Genomic DNA, 17,779 nt, shown 5'->3' on the forward strand with positions numbered 1-17,779 from the left:
TATGCCTATGAAGCCTATCTTTATTTTTACCCTTTGTTTGATATTCACCTCATTTTTCACTGAAAAAAATGGAAATAATCTAGAACTGAACGAGTCAATCCGGCTCAATCAAGTTGGTTTTTATCCCGATCAAATCAAAGCAGCTGTTGTTCTTTCAGAAACCCCTATTGACCGTTTTTTCATTTGGGATAAAAATAAAGGAAAGATTGTATTTGAAGGGCTAGTTTCGAAAAGCGAGTCCAAAACCCTTTCCGGCAAAACTGCCTGGAAGGTTGATTTTTCAGGATTTTCGGAGCAGGGAGTATTTGAAATCGGAATTCCGGATTTTGGAAAATCTCATCCTTTTAAAGTAGATAATCAGGTTTACAGTGAGTTGGGAAAAGCTTCATTGAAAGCCTTTTATTTCCAGCGTGCATCTGTTGACATACCCGAAGAATATGCCGGAATTTGGGCAAGAAAAGGAGGACATCCAGATAACTTGGTGAAAATCCATCCCTCAGCGGCAAGTCAAAGCAGACCGGAGGGTATGACCCTTTCTTCCGCCAAAGGTTGGTACGATGCAGGCGACTATAATAAATACATCGTCAATAGCGGAATCACAGTGGGTACCCTACTGTCACTGTATGAGAACTATCCCAAGTATTTTTCAGAACTGAATCTGACAATTCCGGAGTCTCAAAACTCAATCCCAGATATTCTGGATGAGGTGCTTTGGAATCTGGACTGGATGCTGACTATGCAAGATTCGGCAGATGGAGGCGTTTACCATAAATTGACTACAGCGAAGTTTGAAGGCATGGTAGAACCACATTTGGCTGTCAATCAGCGTTATTTTGTCCAAAAAAGCACAGCAGCTACACTGGATTTTGCCGCAGTGATGGCCCAAGCCTACCGGATTTATAAACCCTTCACTCCTGAAAATGCCGATGTTTACCTAAAGGCAGCCAAAAAAGCATGGAAATGGGCATCGGAAAACCCGGAGCTGTATTATCGGCAGAATGAAATGAATGAAACTTTTGATCCCGATGTGGTCACAGGTGCCTATGGTGATCAGAATCTGAGTGATGAGTGGATTTGGGCAGCCTCCGAGATGTACATTAGTATCCAAGGCTTGGAATATTGGGAAATTCTAAGAGAGGCAGATTTGAAATACCAGCTTCCTTCTTGGTCCCAAGTGAAGTGGTTGGGATTTTATTCGCTAATCCGAAACGAAAAATATATTCCCCAAATTCCTGAAGCATGGATGTCAATGCTCAAAAACAACCTGATCGCTATGGCAGATTCTATTGATCTGGCAGGTCAAAGACAGGTTTTTTTAGCACCTATGGGAGCGGATCCAAAGGATTTCATTTGGGGGAGTAATTCGGTGGCATCCAATCAGGGGATTTTGCTTTTGGGAGCATTTAAGCTATCTGGTAAAGCGGAATACCTCCAAAGTGCTAAGGGTAACTTGGATTATATTTTGGGAAGAAATGCGACAGGTTATAGTTTTGTAACGGGATTTGGAAGTAAGACTCCCCGTTTTCCGCATCATAGACTGGCTACCTCCAGACCTGATTTGCCTCCCTTGCCCGGCTTCATGGTGGGAGGCCCCAATCCTTCACAGCAAGATAAGTGTGATTATCCGAGTGATTTTCCTGATGAATCATACACTGACCTATCCTGCAGTTATGCTTCCAATGAAATCGCAATTAATTGGAGCGCAGCTTTCGCCTTTTTAGTCAATGCAATTCTGGCAAATCAAACAAAAATCCCATAAATGGATCTTTTTGAAATGCTTCCGAATTTGGATTGTTAAGAAATCAGTTTTTTTCAGGAAATTACCCAATTAAATTACTGACCCTTCCCTTGAAAAAACAGCTATTTGTCCTGCTCTTATTCCCCTTGGTTTTCGCCTGTGGATTTGATAAGCCTGATTCAGAAGTCCAGTTTCCAAAACTGATTTCCCAGGGAATGGTCTTGCAGCGAGATGCGCCGATCAAAATCTGGGGTCGTGGAATTCCCGATGAAAAAATCCGTGCAAGTCTTGCAGGGGCTATTGGAAGTGCGAAAGTGCTGCCGGATAGTACTTGGACTGTTCTTTTGCCTCCATTAGTTGCAGGGGGTCCCTATGAGCTTCAAGTCAATCTCCAACTAGTCAAAGACGTCTACATTGGAGATGTTTGGCTGGCAGGTGGTCAGTCTAATATGGAGTGGCCATTGAAGCAGGGAGTCATTGGCGCGGAAGAAGAGATCGCGAATGCTGATTTTCCTATGATTCGATTTTTTAAGGTAGAAAAAGATTACAGTGCTGAGGAGAAAAAGGATGTTTCCGGTGGAGAATGGAAAGTGGCAAATGCTGATAATCTTCCGAATTTCTCGGCTGTGGCCTGGTTCTTTGCTAAGCAAAATCACCTGGAGAAAAAAGTTCCTGTAGGAATCATTGAATCCAATTGGGGAGGGACTCCTGCCGAAGGATGGACGGAGGCTAAAATTCTGTCAGCACTTGAGGATCGATCTTATACCAAAGAATCAAAGGAGCTTATTGAAAATTCGCAAAAATGGACTGAAATCCTCGCTGAAAATGAAAAACGCAGAGTACTGAGAGATTCAATGGTAAGACAACCGGATGCCGCAATTGCAGGTGAAGTTTCCTCCACCAACTACAACGATGGCAACTGGAGATCTATCAACCTTCCTTCAGCCAATCCGCTCGAGCACATTGCGTGGGTAAGAAAAAAATTCAACTTAACGGCTACCGGTGAGGCTTTTCTTACTTTTCCATCCATCGAGCAGATGGCTTACATCTACGTCAATGGTGTCCAAATTCATTATAAAAACTGGGGAGAATCTGTACCTGAACTCAAAATCCCCGCAGAAATCCTTAAAAAAGGTCAAAATGTGTTGACCATCCGTGCAATAAACACTTGGAATAACAAGCCTGTAATTGGAGCGAAAGACCGGATGTTTTTAACACAAAACGGAAAAGTTGTCAAGTTGGAAGGTGCTTGGACATATTCCAATTCGATTGTTGAACCGCTTCTTCCAGTGGTGGAATATCACAATTGGAAACCCGGTTTTATGTTCAATGCCATGATTGCCCCATTGACCAAGTTTGCGATAAAAGGGGTAATCTGGTATCAGGGTGAAAGCAATGCCAGTAAGTATGCCGAATATCGTGAACTGTTTGGCACGATGATTACCAATTGGCGAACCCGCTGGGAAATCGGAAATTTCCCGTTTCTGTTTGTTCAGTTGGCCAATTATATGGAACGAAAAGAACTTCAGCCTGAAAGCAATTGGGCACATTTAAGGGAAGCGCAAAGGGCGACTTTGGAACTCCCATTCACCGGGATGGTGACGACCATTGATATTGGAGAAGAAAAAGATATTCATCCCCGCAATAAAAAAGATGTGGGTGAGCGACTTTGGCTTCAGGCCAGAAAAGTAGCTTTTGGAGAAAAAGTGCTTGCCTCAGGGCCAGTTTTCCAGGATGCGAAAATTGAAGGTAAAGACCTAGTGTTGACTTTTTCGGAAGTTGGAAAAGGGCTGAAGCTTAGTGCAGGAGAAGAAGTCAAAGGCTTTATTCTCGAGGGTACAAAAGGTGAATTTCATCTTCTGAAAGGGATAATCTTGGGTAAGGATCAATTGAAACTCAGTATTCCCGAAGGAGTAGAAGCTGCAGGTATTCGCTATGCTTGGGCCGACAATCCGGAGGTGAATTTGGTCAATGAGCTGAATTTGCCTGCAGTACCGTTTAGGGCTGAATTGTAAGAAATAAGGTCTAAGAAACAAGAAGCAAGAGTCTGGACTTTTTCTCGTAAGTCATGAGGGGATAATTTTCAAAGAGTTCTCCCGTTACCCAGCTTTAGTAAGGGCTTGATTTTAATTGTCCCAACTGGACAACTGGTCGGTATAACAAAGGTTAAATTATAGTTATTTGCGTTCCAGCCGAACACGTGGTATAATGACAAGTCCAAGAATTAAGTACCAAGAGAAAGAGAATTCTTACACTTTTACCGTTTGCCTTCCATCACTCCCTTGGCTTCTATCAGTTCATCGATCTGGTTTTTAAACTGCGCGTTCGCAGGAACCTTGGCTACTTTTTCCAGAAAATCGATAGTAGCAAACAATACTCCTTGCCAGTCTTGAGAGGTGATGGATGATGCGATGACATGATCACCCGTTTTGGGAAATGCCTGCTCTTTCTTTAGATTTTCCGGCGTTCCGAGCTGACTGTACATCTCCAGCATTTTAGGCACGGAGACGACAAAATCCTGTTCTTCCGCAATTTTATAATAATAACCCAGGAATAGCGGCTGCTTGATTTTGGAGAAAGTTTCAGGTTTCATCTCACTGTAGATGAGAGTCGCCAAGCTTTCATAGCCATTGATATGATAATCCTCCGACCAATACGCTTTCTTTTCGTTAACTCGATCCTGATGGATCACCTTGTTTTTCATCACTGTTTTTTCCATCAGAAACTTCATCCATGGTTTGAAAAATCCCTCCAGTCGCTCTCCTCCATCCCGGATTGCAGGGGAGTAAACTACCACTGCTTTGATCTCAGGTTGCTGGCTGGCAAGTAAAAGTGATAAAGCTCCACCCATCGAAGTACCGACCACGATCACAGAATCGCCAAGGCTTTTCCCGATTTGATAGGCTTCTCCTGCAGCATCGGCGAGCTTTTGTGCGGTCATGTATTCCATCCCGTTTGCCCGATTGATTCCATGCTCGGGAAGTCGTGTTACGAAAAGATTGGCTCCGAAGTGAGATGCTAAGAAACGATGAACCGGATCACCTTCCATCGGGCTAGCGCCAAATCCATGGATGTAGATGATTGAATAAGGTGTCTTGGCTTTGTTGCTGCTGTCTGCCCATTGGATATAGGCTTCATTTCCGGATTTTAAGCCGATGACAGAATCTTCCCTGTTTTTGACATATTGGCTAAGTTCGCTGAGCCGGGTAGGCACCTCCGGAAATTGAATGATCAATTCCTTTCTTTCAACTTTTGGACCAAGCATATACACAATCATGAGCACCATGGCTGTGGCAAAAATCCCAAGGAAAATTTTTCGAAGCATTTAATTAGTTGGTTTTGAGAAAAGGTGAGGTTGAGTCAACAAACTTTTGGGTTCCGTTTTTCAGAAATAGAAAGGTCCGGGTTTTTAACTGTGAGTAATTAGGAGGTTTTAATTCCAAGCTAGTACCAAAAAAAACAGACACATTTCCAAAATCTCTGAGTTCTGAAATTCGTTTTTTATCGGGGGTGAAGAGTAAATACGAAATATCTGTTCCGATAGGTAATCCGGCAAAAGGCGCCGTAAGGATCACCGAAATATTCGAAATGTTTTGCAGGCTAAAAGTTTGGATACAGTCAAATTTTTCGGAATGCAATGGGAAGGTGCTTGAATTCTGATTTTTTTTTATCAAAATTTCCAATTCAAAATTGAACCGAAATTCTGAAAATAGCACAGTGTCTAAAGCTGTCGCGTAGCGTTGAGCTTTGTAAGGACTAAAGAAAACCTGTTTGATTCCGGTAGCATCCGCCTGAGTTGGTATGGGGCATCCTTCCTTATTTCTAGTATCTTCGCCCTCGAGGCATGCGCTGGTCATGAAAAGTAAAAGGTAGGCTACACCAAGCCCAAGGGGTACTAGAACCTTTTTAAATGATTCTTTCCGAAAGAAACGCATCGATTTCATAGTTAAAAGTAATCATTCTGGAGTTTTTTTTCTGATGCTGAATTAAAAACCGGATCAATCTTATTCATGACAGCAACATTCTCGTCCCAAGTTTCCGTTAGAACACTAAGTTTCATCTTCATTACTCATTTATGAAAAAATTAATAACAATTGTTTTCCTTTTATTTTGTTCAAGCTATGCCAAGGCCCAAGACCTGATTCCTACTCGGTCAGTTTTTTTGGAACTCGGGGGTGCAGGACTTCCCTACAGTTTTAATTATGATTTTCGTTTTGATAAAACCAAAATGGATTCTTGGGGGATGCGTGTTGGAGTAGGCGGTTATGCGACCGAGAATGAGTCGTTCTTTTCCTTACCCGTGATGGTCAATAAGCTTTATGGCAAAGGTCCTCATTATTTTGAAATGGGTTTAGGCATGACCTTTTTTGCTTTTGACGAGAACAGGTATAATTATTCCTATTGTGCTAATGGATATTATGATTCCACCGGAAATTATATCTGTAACACCATGGTGAATGAGCAGTATAAATATGAGTTTATTTTACCGGTGGACGGGTCACCAAGTGTGATGGGTACCATGAACTTTGGCTATCGGAGAGTTCCCGTAGATGGAGGTTTTACCTGGAGATTGAATCTGACACCGATTTTCAATAACAATGGTTTCTGGCCACTTTTTGCCGGAGCGGGATTTGGATATGCTTTCTAGAAATTAATTTTTGTCCCTATTTCCGTTTCCAAACGGACAAAACCTGTACGCTTCCGTACAGGTTTTTTGTTTTCAAATAATTTGTTTTCAGTCACTTATATTTTTTTTAAAATTAAATTTTGGTAATAGTCAACAATACGGTGTAACCTGAATTTTTCCTGAATTACCCGAATTTTGTCCGCTTCTGTGACAGAAAAACGCCGAAATCCCAAATTCGATCAAAGCTTGATTCTCAAATCATGGATAGAACAAAAAAATATTTGGTAGAAATTCTTAATTAAGGTTTATGCCCAATCTGAAATTTGCTTGAGTTTGTGTGAGCCGAATTGGGTTGGTATGTGCTTCGCATAAGTAGAATCACAACACTAAACCAACACATTTATGAAAACCTTATTCACATTAGCACTTGCAGGCGCATTATCTTTAAGCAGCTTTGCAGCAACAGCAGCCGAGGATTTGATGGCCATGTCAAACGTTCAGGCAAAATTCAAAAAAGTAATTGTCTTACTTAAAGGTGGCTTGGGAGAAGCAAAGATCTCTCTTTATAATGATGCCGGAAAAAGACTTCATCAAAAGAAAGTTAAGGTAGGAGAAGGGGATATTGTTATTCCTTACAATTTAAACGGACTTCCATGTGGGGAATATCAAGTGAAGATTGCCAATGCTGATGAGGAGGTAGTCTACACTGTCGCTACTTTCGAAAAACCAAGCCCTGCGGTCGAACTCCCACTTATGGCTTACGGCAAGGTTTTGGACGATCAAACTTTAAATCTTACTGTAATAGGTCTGGAAGAGCCTGGAGTAGACGTCGAAATCCGTCTTGAAGTGACTAATAAACTGCTGCACCAAGAAAAAATTTCTCAAGCAGAAGGCTTCCGAAAAAACTACAAGTTGAGAGGAGTTTCGCCCGAAGATGTTTACCTTAATGTATCTGATACAAAAGGCAGAAGTAAAACCATCCACTTTGAATAATCAAATCCAGCCTGTTGTAGAAAAGCTCCGGATCCTAGGGTTCGGAGCTTTTGTTTTTACATCTCTCAATTACCCGGTACCGACGGTGTTTGCCTCCATACCACATTTCATATAAAATGAATCAAATCAACCTCAGTTTGAAATCGTATTACAAGAAAAACAGAGTTTCTTTGGTTTTTGTCTGATAGGTGGCAAAATACAAACCAATCAAATTCCCTAATTTTGATGCAACACATAAAAAAACCCAAATATGTTCGGATTATACAGATCACTTTTTAATGAGGAGCATGACCTCTTCCGTGAGAGTGTCAGAGCTTTTATTGCCAAAGAGGTTTCTCCTTTCAATGCAGAATGGGAGAATCAAAAGATGGTTTCCCGTGATGCTTGGCTGAAACTTGGAGAAAATGGTTTTTTGGGGATTCAGGCCCCCGAAAATCTTGGAGGAATGAATATCAAAGATTTCAGATACAATGCGATTCTTATCGAAGAGTTGGGCTTGAGCGGTTGTTCCGGTCCTGCCATCGGTTTTCCGCTACACTCAGACATAGTTATGCCCTATATCTTGCATTATGCTACTGAGGAGGCGAAAATGAAATATGTTCCCAAAATGGTCAACGGGGAATATATTGGAGCCATTGCCATGACTGAACCAGGTGCAGGTTCCGATCTTCAGGGAATGCGAACTACCGCGATTGATGCCGGAGATCATTACCTCGTCAATGGGTCCAAGACATTTATTACCAATGGGTGGCTTTCAGATGTTGTAGTAGTGGCAGTAAAAACTGATCCTGGCAAGGGTGCCAAAGGAATCAGTCTGTTGGTTCTTGATAAAGACATGCCGGGTTTTACCAAAGGGATTCCCTTTGAAAAAGTAGGGCTCCATGCCCAGGACACCTGCGAGCTTTTCTTTGAAGATGTCAAAGTGCCGAAAGAAAATCTACTTGGGAAAGTAGGAGAGGGCTTCAAATACCTGATGACAGAACTTGCCCAAGAGCGATTGGTCGTATCTCTGGCAGCTGTTGCTTTGGGTGAATACATGCTACAGGCTACCATTGACTACGTGAAGGAGCGAAAAGCATTTGGGAAAAGTATTTCTGATTTTCAGAATACCCGATTCAAACTGGCCGAAATGACCGCGGCTTTGGAGCAAGGAAGAATTTACTGTGATTATTTGGTTTTGCTTCACAATGACGGAAAGCTTGACCCTGCGATGGCTTCAGCAGCAAAGTATAACATGACCGAACTTCAGTGTAAAGTAGCAGACGAATGTGTGCAGCTTCATGGAGGATACGGTTACATGTGGGAATATGGGGTAGCCCGGGCCTATGCAGATGCGCGGGTTCAGCGAATCTATGCAGGCACGAATGAAATTATGAAGGAACTGATCGCGCGGAAGATTCTGAAGTGAAAAGAAATTTTTGGCTAAGCCCAAATAATTTAAGTAATTGTAGGACTTTGATAATCACCCAAAATAATCACCGATATGACCAACTTCCCATGGCATAAGCATTATCCGGCATCTGTAGATCAAGAAGTCAATTACGAGGCGTATTCCAGCATCGTAGATCTCTTTGATGAAAGCGTAAAAAAATTTGGGGGCTCCGTGGCTTTTGAATGTATGGGGAAAACCATGACTTTCGCTGAATTAGATGCGCTCAGTATTCAATTTGCCAATTACCTCACGCATGTATTGAAATTGGAAAAGGGATCACGTGTTGCAATCCAGATGCCCAATATCCTTCAATACCCTGTCGCGATGTTTGGAGCTTTGCGTGCAGGAATGGTCGTGGTCAACACCAATCCGCTTTACACGCCTTCTGAGATGAAGCATCAGTTTAATGATTCCGGTGCAGATGTGATTGTCATAGTGGAGAATTTTGCTTCAAATCTTGAGAAAATCCGATCTGAAATTCAGGTTAAGCACATCATCACCACAGAATTGGGCGATTTGCTGGGAGTCCTGAAAGGCTTTATTGTCAATGTGGTGGTGAAGCATTTGAAAAAAATGGTTCCCGCATTCTCTCTTCCGGGTTCCGTTTCTTTTAAATCGACCTTGTCCAAAGGAGCTTCGTTTTCCTTTAAGCCCGCTAAAATGAGCCTATCAGATCCGGCCTTCCTTCAATACACCGGTGGGACTACAGGCGTATCCAAAGGTGCGGAGCTGACCCATGGAAATATCGTTGCCAACATGCAGCAGATTTCAGCCTGGATGAAGCCAAAGTTGAAAGAAAGTGAAGAGATCGTCATCACGGCATTGCCGCTTTATCACATTTTTGCGCTGACGGTTAATTGCCTGGCAATGCTAAAAATAGGAGCTCATAACGTACTGATTACCAATCCAAGAGATATGAAGGCCTTTATTGGTGATTTAGCCAAAAAGAAATTCACCGTAATGACTGGAGTCAATACCTTATTCAATGGATTGCTCAATCAGGAAGCCTTTAAGGCACTTGATTTTTCAGCTTTGAAAATAGCAGTAGGAGGTGGTATGGCTGTGCAAAAAGTAACCGCTGAAAAATGGAAAGCAGTCACCGGAGTTCCATTGGCTGAAGGGTACGGATTGACAGAAACTTCCCCCGTCGCTTCATGCAATCCTATCGATGGTACAGAGCGGATCGGGACGATCGGTGTTCCGCTGCCAAACACAGAAATAATGATTGCTGATGACGCAGGAATTCCGCTTCCGATAGGAGAGCGGGGAGAAATATACATCAAAGGTCCGCAGGTGATGAAGGGGTATTGGAATAGACCCGAGGAAACCGCCAATGTCATGCAGGGAGATTGGTTTAAGTCGGGTGACATCGGAGTGATGGATGAAGATGGATTTGTGAAAATCGTGGACCGCAAAAAAGAGATGATCTTGGTATCCGGCTTCAATGTCTATCCCAACGAAGTAGAAGACGCAGTCGCATCCTGTCCGGGAGTGCTCGAGGTCGGAGTCATCGGGATGCCGGATCCGAAATCCACAGAAAAAGTTGTGGCTTATGTGGTTAAAAAGGAGGATGCTGTTTCCGCAGAAAAAATTATTCAACATTGCAAAAACTCACTCACCAATTACAAAGTGCCCAAAGAAGTCTACTTCACCGATGAACTTCCCAAATCAAATGTGGGTAAAATCCTCCGGCGAAAAATCAAGGAAGCGCACATGGAAAAAATGGGAATAAAGCCTGAATAGCATATTTAAAGACAAAAAATCATAATGCTCAAAAAACCGCAAATCGCGGTTTTTTTTGTTTTTTTGCATCCTGATTTTCATTCCATCTCTCATCGCTTTGATGCGGATCAAAGTAAATCTTCCATGCAGCCACGGCGGACAAGTTCTTCTAATCTTTCAATTTTCCAATTAAGAAATCTCCAACTATTTCAATTTTCCAATTTTCCAATCATCCCATCTTCTAATTTTTCAATCCAATGACCTGGCAACTCATCAAAGAAGCAATTCTCGGAAAGGAACAGGATTTTACCAGTCTTCCATTGAAGACGGCAATCTTTGTTTTGGCGATTCCCATGATCTTGGAGATGATGATGGAGTCAGCCTTTGCGGTGGTCGATATTTTCTTTGTCGCTAAACTGGGCGAGCATGCCATCGCCACGGTTGGCCTGACCGAATCCGTCATCGTATTGACTTATGCGATCGGCTTCGGAATCAGTATGGCTGGCACAGCATTGATTGCAAGACGTTTTGGAGAAAAAGAGTACTAAGAGGCAGGTACAGCTACATTCCAACTCTTGATTGTTGGATTGATCATTTCAATATTTCTAGGAGTAGGAGGATGGTTTTTTGCCGAAGACTTGCTTCGGGTGATGGGTGCCGAAGAAGCCGTCGTGAAGTCGGGTACCAACTATGCGAGAATTGTTTTTGCTGGAAATACAGCGATCATGATGCTTTTCTTGATCAATGGAGCTTTCCGCGGAGCGGGTCAGGCACATTTGGCTATGCGATCACTTTGGATAGCCAATGGACTTAATATTATTCTTGATCCACTATTGATTTTCGGAATTGGGTCTTGGGCTGGCTTTGGATTGGATGGAGCTGCTATTGCCACTACGTTTGGAAGAAGTATAGGCGTAGTTTATCAATTTTATCACCTATTTAATGGTAAGCATAAGCTGAAAATCCTAGGTCGAAATCTCTTGGTAAGGTGGGAAACTATAAAGAAGATCATTGACCTTTCCCTTGGAGGAATGGGGCAATTCCTGATAGATTCGATTTCATGGGTCGCATTAACCCGAATGAATGCAGAGTTTGGTTCAGCAGCTTTGGCTGGGTATACGATTGCTTTTCGGGTGTTGATTTTCACGATTTTACCGGCCTGGGGACTATCCGGTGCTGCGGCTACTTTGGTTGGACAAAATTTGGGAGCAAAAGAGGTCGATCGTGCCGAAAAAGCCGTTTGGCTGACCACGCGCTACAATGTGATTTTCATGGCTTCGGTGACCGGTATTTATCTACTATTCAGTCAGCAGCTTGCAGGGTTTTTCACGGATATCCCAGAGGTACAAGAGATCGCTGCGCAGGGACTTTGGGTAATATCGATTGGTTATGTGTTTTTTGCGGTTGGGATGGTCCTCACTCAGGCATTTAATGGGGCAGGTGATACCAAAACTCCGGCTTGGATCAATACCGGTGTCCTCCTAGCCATGGAAGTTCCCTTGGCCTACTTTCTTGCATTTCCGATGGGCTTGAAGTATCTCGGGATATTTATTGCCATTGCTTTTTGCCATTCCTTTCATGCTTTAGTTTCGCTTTATTTCTTTAAGAAAGGAAAGTGGAAGACCAAGATGGTTTGATTATGAATTAAGATATATGATTATACGCTATTCTGCCAGTAAGCAAATTTAATAACTCTTTTGGGCCGGATGTCATGACATTCCATCACAAGTTGCTTTAATTCAGCACCATTTGGAGTTACTGGTAAAGAAGTACTTTTTTCCATAGAGGATTGATAGATTTCGTAGAATATTGGTTTAAACCCGCTTATTTTTTTGAAATAATTCACTATTCTTTTAAGGTTGGATAGATAGTTCTGTCAATATTTAATTTATTTATTCCTATAAAAATGGTAGGAAATATAGATTAAGTTTTACTTTTGGGGCATATTCGCTTATCAACCTATAAAATCCATGCAGAAACTTATTCTAAGGCTCAAGACTGAACCTTTTTGGACCATGTTCTTTGCCTTTGCCGCTATGATTTTTTTCCTGATGGTCACACAGACACTCACCCAGTCAATCAAAAGCTGGGAATTGGATACTGAAATGTTCCTTTGGTTTTTGCTTGTGGGGTTTGTAGCTCAGAGTATTGACGGAGCACTTGGAATGGCCTATGGGGTAAGTTGCAATTCGATTCTTTTGGGAATTGGGATTCCTCCCGCTTCAGCCTCAGCGTGGGTACATTTTGCACAGGTTTTTACAAGTTTGGCCTCTGGGATCTCCCACTGGAAAATGGGAAATGTGGATTGGAAACTTGCCAAGAAACTCTTGATTCCAGGAGTTATTGGATCGATGATTGGCGCATTTCTATTGTCCAATGTCGATGGAGACATGGTTAAGCCAGTTATTGCCGTTTACCTGTTGGTGATGGGTGTTGTGATCTTGAGAAAAGCCAGAAAAAGCCACCATGCAACCAAATTCAATCGTGAAAGTAGAAGCCTTCCGGTTTTGGCTACCACAGGCGGTTTTGCAGATGCAATCGGTGGGGGAGGTTGGGGCCCAATTGTAAACAGTACCCTACTGAGCAAGGGGAAAATTGCCCGTTATGCAATAGGGACAGGTAATTTTGTGGAGTTTTTTGTGTCCTTGGCCAGTGCATCCACTTTTTTGTTTTTTGTGAAAGAGCTTAGCCTCGCTCCGGTTCTGGGTTTGATTTTGGGTGGGATCATTGCTGCTCCTTTTGCAGCTTATATATGTAAACTAATCAAGCCAAAGTACTTAATGGTTGCCGTAGGGATTTTGATTATTATTCTGAGTATTCGGACATTTTATTTGGCGATTTTTTGACAGGATTTTAATCCTTAAACTCAATATTTTTTGAACTGACTCAGTTGGTTTTACGATGAAATTTGTAGCCAATCCCAATTGATCCTATCCACTCATCCGCTGTATCGCGATGGAAAAAAGGGGCGATCAGTACAAGGTTTTTGTAATCAATACGAGGTGACACGCCAAGTCTAGCTCCAAGTTTACCGTCGAGAGAATACAGTGAAGGTAAAGCACCAACTCCAATTTTTAGATCTTTGGTAAGCGTAAGAAACAATGCTGGACCACCAACATTAACTGAATAAAAGTTTTTTCCAAAGGATACACCAAGCATACCTTCCAGACCGACCTGCCATTTTCCATTTTCATTGGAAGCCGTTTCCTGAGCAAATGAGGATTGAAAAAAACAAACGGCAAACAGCAATACTAAGATCTTTCGAAATTTCATTTTTTTACTGGTTTAAGTTTTGTCTTATTTCCAAAAAAAGGAAAAATTTAAGAAATCTGATTATGATTATCCGCAATTCTACCAGTTTGCTAAAATTGAAATTGCAAAAAGCGGATAATCGTCGACAGACGACCGTCCACAGTCCACAGCTCGTCTCATCGGACTTCTTCCTTATTTCCTATGGCTACTGGTAAGAAAGCGGATATACAGAAATCTGATAATCATAATCCTGAAGTTTTGCGGAAGAGGTTGATTATGATCTCTTCATAATGAAAAGACTATGGTAAATGATTTCAGAAAATTTTTTGAAAGGGGAAAAAACCGAACTAAATACAGTCCGGCTTTCAATTAACAATAAGCCCATTTTTATTTTTAAAATGCATATTTTAAAGTAAGTCCATAAGTCGCCGGATCACCCAAAACGGCGGCATAGTGGCCGGCATTACCGGCGGCTGGCAAAAGCTGCTCATAATAGTCTTTGTTCAATAAATTTCTGGCCCAGATGAAAGCCGAAAACCCCTCTTTCACTCGAAATCCTGTCCTTGCATTGACCAATGCATAACCATCTACATTTAGAAACTGAGAAGGAGAGGGGCTGGATGAAAATTCAGACCTGAAGAACACATCTGAACCAATGAAGAAATTACCGGATTTACCGAAGAATTGGGCTGATTTTGAATATTCCCCACCAAAGGAACCTGCCCATTTGGATACACCGGGAAGTCTTCCTCCCGAGATATCCTTGAATGCAAATTCTCCGCCGGTCTCTTCCAGAGGAACCGGTGCATTTGTGAAGGAAACATAAATAGCATCTGTGTAGGCTAGGGCCGCATTCAATGAGAATGTAGGGCTGATTCGCACGCTTCCATCCAACTCTACGCCGAGTACCCGAACTTCCTCGGCGTTGGCCAAGTAGCCACGGTTGACACCAACCTCAGCAGTCTGCACGAGGGTCTGATAATCCTCGATGTTGGTGTTATGGAAAACCAGATTTAACGTAGATCCCTTAGTTGGTGAGGTTTTTAAGCCAAATTCATAATGTTTTACAAATTCCGGTTTTACTTCGGCTAATTCCAGCAATGGTTGGCCTGCGGCAGTAGGTAATCCTCCCAAGTTGATCCCTACAGGCTTGTAGCTGGTGGAGAAGGTTCCGAAGGCATTGATTTTGGTATTGAACTGATAAGCCAAAGTGCCCTGGCCCGACCAGTTTTGATCTTCCACATTGGCAACAAAACTCTGTGGGGAATAAACTGAACGCTTGATCGCTAATAAAGCAGGATCAGTTGTTTCCAAGCCACCGTAAGTTACCCGATTGAAATCGACATCTTTTTTGTCATAGTTGAATCGGATTCCAGGCAGGAAATGGAGTTTCTCGGTGATCGCCCAATCCAATTGGCCAAAAACTGCCGAACTTACAGACTCCAACGTAGAAGTGGTCCGTATTCCATATCCTTCAAGTAGCCCGGGAGTAGCCCATAGTGCACTGGTGGTGCTTTGGGAAAATCGGTATTGAGCACTTCCTGATTCTTCGGTATGGTAAGGGGAGGTTTTGAGATTTTGACTCAGGTAGAATACTCCAAAAACCCCGCTGAGCTTTTTGGAAAAATCTCCAGCGTATCGGATTTCCTGCGAAAACTGATCATGGCGCGAGGGTGCCTGCGAAAGTGTCAGTACGGGTAATCCTGTAAAATCCCGATCATTGGACGGACCCCAATTCCAATATCTCCAAGCAGTAGTGGAAGTCAAGGTTCCTTCTCCCAATTGAATATCCGCGTTCAATGAAATTCCTCCCAAATCGTTGTTTGATCTCCAAGGTGTGTCGTGATCGACTTTTCGGTCAAATGCATTTCTTGTTGGTAAATCGTAGTTCAAATCAGCTATAATTTGCTCAAAGCGTCGGTAAGGAGCACGCTTGGTTTCAACCACACCAGCCACTACTTGGGCATAGCCATCAGGACGCTGGGAAGTAACATCCCCTGCAAGGATAATTTCAACTTTGCTGTTAGGATTGTAAAGTAATTGTCCTCTGAATCCAAGATTGTTCATGTCATTTATGAATTTCCCGGTGCGAACATTTTCAATAGTACCATTTCGCTGAGTTCCCGAGAATGAAGCTCTTGCGGCTAGTTTCTTGGATAAAGGATCTGTCACAGATGCTCTAGCCTGAACAAATCCAAAATTACCATAGCTCAATTCTACAGTTCCTCCAGTAGTATAGCTTGGAAGACGAGTAGAGATATTGAATGCACCAGCAGTGGTATTTTTTCCAAAAAGTGTTCCCTGAGGGCCACGCAAAACCTCTATTTGTTCGATATCGATGAAATCCATCGCAGTCACCGCCGGTCTGGCATAATATACACCATCCACATAAAAACCGACCCCGGGATCAATCCCATCATTGGTCAAGCCAAAGGTTGAACCCAATCCGCGGATATTCAGCGTGGTATTTCGTGGATTGGAGGAGTAGAGCTGTACCGTGGGTACCAGTTCCTTGACCCGATTGACGTTGAAGGATCCCGATTCCTCGATTTTGGGCCCGCCAATTACGGAAATTGGGATTGGCACTTTTTGGATTTCTTCAGATCTTCTTCGTGCAGTGATCAGGACTTCTTCCAATTCCAGATCATCGACCAATTGGATCACTAGTGATTCTGATGGTGCCGATGCCAGGTTGAGACTATATTCCTTGAACCCCACAAAATTGACTTGAAGTCTTGCGGGATATGAGCCCGGCGATTGGAGTGAGAATTCTCCATTTTCGTCGGTCAATGCATATATATTGGTTCCTTTGATCAAAACAGTGGAACCAATAAGCGGTTGACCCGTCGCATCATTTACTTGCCCTTTTATTTCGGTTTGGGCTATGGCGAGGCTAAACAATGCAAAACTCGCAAGGAAACTGAGTAGCGTTTTCTTCATAAACATTTTTATAGGTCTGAGTTGTAATCTCTGTTAAATCTATAATCCCTATCAGTTTGGTAGGAATTATCGGCAAATATATATTTCATTTGGATATCTAAATGATTTTTTAATTTTTTTTTTCAAGAAGTTTAAAAAAAGGAATATTTGAGGGGTTTATATTTTGAATGTTATCAAAAAAATGAAGTGGATCACCCGAGAAAACCCGAAAATTGACCGGATAGCCAGTCCTTGGCTGATCAAGCGGTTTATTGATTTAGAGGCTGAATTTTTCTTTTTCCCCGCCGAAAAAGTGTTGGAAAAAGCTGAGGAACTTTCTGCTATCCCATTTGACATACCTCAAGTGGAATATACCCATTACAGGGAAGAATGTACTTTTGACTATATCATTAAAAAATTTAATCTCACAGACCCGCCACTAGTGAAACTTGCTTCAATAGTGCGTGGAGCAGATACGGATCGGCATGATTTGGCCCCTGAAGCTGCGGGGCTTTTTGCCATTTTCTCTGGATTATCGCATACCATTCCAGACGATCATGCCCTATTGAACTTAGGCTTTCAGCTATATGATGGGTTGTATTTTTTTTTAAAGCATATTTCAAAAACCCGACATTTGGAAAACAGCCCATTTGAGAAGCAGCTGCATGAAGTTTACCAGAAATTTTTGTCTGAAAAAAAATCAATCAAGGTTCCAAGCCCAAATGGGTGAAAGAACTTAAAGAGTTGATTCAAGACCACTTGGATTCCCTGTTTTCTTTGGATCTAAACCAAGTTGCGCAAGTGCTTCAAATCAATCCCAGTTATCTATCTAGGGAATTTTCAAGACATTTTGAGGATATGAATTATGGGGATTACATCCGGGTCAAGCGGATCGAGCGAGCCGAGGAACTTATCTTAACCTCAGACTATTCGCTTACCGAAATTGCGTATTTGACGGGGTTTTCGGATCAAAGTCATTTCACCAGGATTTTCAAGCAAGTAAAAGGGTGCACTCCAACCATCTTCAAAAAAAATCAAAATAAAAGTAAAATCGATACCAAAGGTAAATATCCTTCTAGCCTGAGGTGAAATAGAA

At 42.3% G+C, this 17,779-nt stretch carries 13 protein-coding genes and 1 pseudogene; 10 read left to right on the plus strand and 4 right to left on the minus strand.

Going from position 1 to position 17,779, the window contains the following annotated elements:
- Positions 1–7: 7 nt before the first annotated feature.
- Both BLQ81_RS02300 and BLQ81_RS02305 read left to right on the plus strand, forming a co-directional pair.
- On the plus strand, positions 8–1,759 hold the full coding sequence (locus tag BLQ81_RS02300; RefSeq protein WP_092728343.1) for a glycoside hydrolase family 9 protein: 1,752 nt from the start codon (positions 8–10) through the stop codon (positions 1,757–1,759).
- Between the two features lie 89 nt (positions 1,760–1,848).
- Positions 1,849–3,753, plus strand: a complete 1,905-nt coding sequence (locus tag BLQ81_RS02305; protein ID WP_092728396.1) for a sialate O-acetylesterase — start codon at positions 1,849–1,851, stop codon at positions 3,751–3,753.
- Between the two features lie 242 nt (positions 3,754–3,995).
- Here BLQ81_RS02305 and BLQ81_RS02310 read toward each other — a convergent pair whose 3' ends face one another.
- On the minus strand, positions 3,996–5,063 hold the full coding sequence (locus BLQ81_RS02310) for an alpha/beta hydrolase (RefSeq protein WP_092728344.1): 1,068 nt from the start codon (positions 5,061–5,063) through the stop codon (positions 3,996–3,998).
- 4 nt (positions 5,064–5,067) lie between these two features.
- The gene (locus BLQ81_RS02315) at positions 5,068–5,595 is read right to left on the minus strand and encodes a hypothetical protein (RefSeq protein ID WP_139183549.1); all 528 of its coding nucleotides are present in this window, start codon (positions 5,593–5,595) and stop codon (positions 5,068–5,070) included.
- A gap of 218 nt (positions 5,596–5,813) precedes the next feature.
- On the opposite strand from BLQ81_RS02315, the gene BLQ81_RS02320 reads away from it, so the two are divergent.
- From BLQ81_RS02320 to BLQ81_RS02350, 6 genes and pseudogenes are all read left to right on the plus strand, one after another.
- A complete protein-coding gene (locus BLQ81_RS02320) occupies positions 5,814–6,386 on the plus strand; it encodes a hypothetical protein (protein ID WP_092728346.1) in 573 nt (190 codons plus the stop codon).
- Between the two features lie 381 nt (positions 6,387–6,767).
- Complete coding sequence (locus BLQ81_RS02325) at positions 6,768–7,358, plus strand: hypothetical protein (RefSeq protein ID WP_092728347.1); 591 nt, start codon at positions 6,768–6,770, stop codon at positions 7,356–7,358.
- Positions 7,359–7,608: 250 nt separating this feature from the next.
- Positions 7,609–8,766, plus strand: a complete 1,158-nt coding sequence (locus tag BLQ81_RS02330) for an acyl-CoA dehydrogenase family protein (protein ID WP_092728348.1) — start codon at positions 7,609–7,611, stop codon at positions 8,764–8,766.
- 75 nt (positions 8,767–8,841) lie between these two features.
- Positions 8,842–10,533: an AMP-binding protein gene (locus BLQ81_RS02335; protein WP_092728349.1), complete on the plus strand. Its 1,692-nt coding sequence runs from the start codon at positions 8,842–8,844 to the stop codon at positions 10,531–10,533.
- Positions 10,534–10,865: 332 nt separating this feature from the next.
- Positions 10,866–12,149, plus strand: a pseudogene (locus BLQ81_RS02345) (MATE family efflux transporter).
- Between the two features lie 333 nt (positions 12,150–12,482).
- A complete protein-coding gene (locus tag BLQ81_RS02350; RefSeq protein ID WP_092728351.1) occupies positions 12,483–13,358 on the plus strand; it encodes a sulfite exporter TauE/SafE family protein in 876 nt (291 codons plus the stop codon).
- 40 nt (positions 13,359–13,398) lie between these two features.
- On the opposite strand, the gene BLQ81_RS02355 is transcribed toward BLQ81_RS02350, so the two are convergent.
- Together BLQ81_RS02355 and BLQ81_RS02360 are read right to left on the minus strand one after the other, a co-directional pair.
- Entirely contained in the window at positions 13,399–13,785 is a 387-nt protein-coding gene (locus BLQ81_RS02355; protein ID WP_092728352.1) for a hypothetical protein, read from the minus strand.
- Between the two features lie 372 nt (positions 13,786–14,157).
- Positions 14,158–16,704 carry a TonB-dependent receptor gene (locus BLQ81_RS02360; RefSeq protein ID WP_092728353.1) on the minus strand — a complete coding sequence of 849 codons (2,547 nt, stop codon included), beginning with the start codon at positions 16,702–16,704 and terminating at the stop codon, positions 14,158–14,160.
- Between the two features lie 181 nt (positions 16,705–16,885).
- Between BLQ81_RS02360 and BLQ81_RS22595 the strand changes: the two genes are divergently transcribed.
- Complete coding sequence (locus BLQ81_RS22595) at positions 16,886–17,413, plus strand: chromate resistance protein ChrB domain-containing protein (RefSeq protein ID WP_245693135.1); 528 nt, start codon at positions 16,886–16,888, stop codon at positions 17,411–17,413.
- The gene (locus BLQ81_RS22600; protein ID WP_245693136.1) at positions 17,410–17,772 is read left to right on the plus strand and encodes a helix-turn-helix domain-containing protein; all 363 of its coding nucleotides are present in this window, start codon (positions 17,410–17,412) and stop codon (positions 17,770–17,772) included. The genes BLQ81_RS22595 and BLQ81_RS22600 overlap by 4 nt, the downstream gene beginning before the upstream one ends.
- Positions 17,773–17,779: the final 7 nt, after the last annotated feature.

The sequence above is a fragment of the Algoriphagus alkaliphilus genome, from assembly GCF_900103735.1.
GTDB lineage: Bacteria > Bacteroidota > Bacteroidia > Cytophagales > Cyclobacteriaceae > Algoriphagus > Algoriphagus alkaliphilus.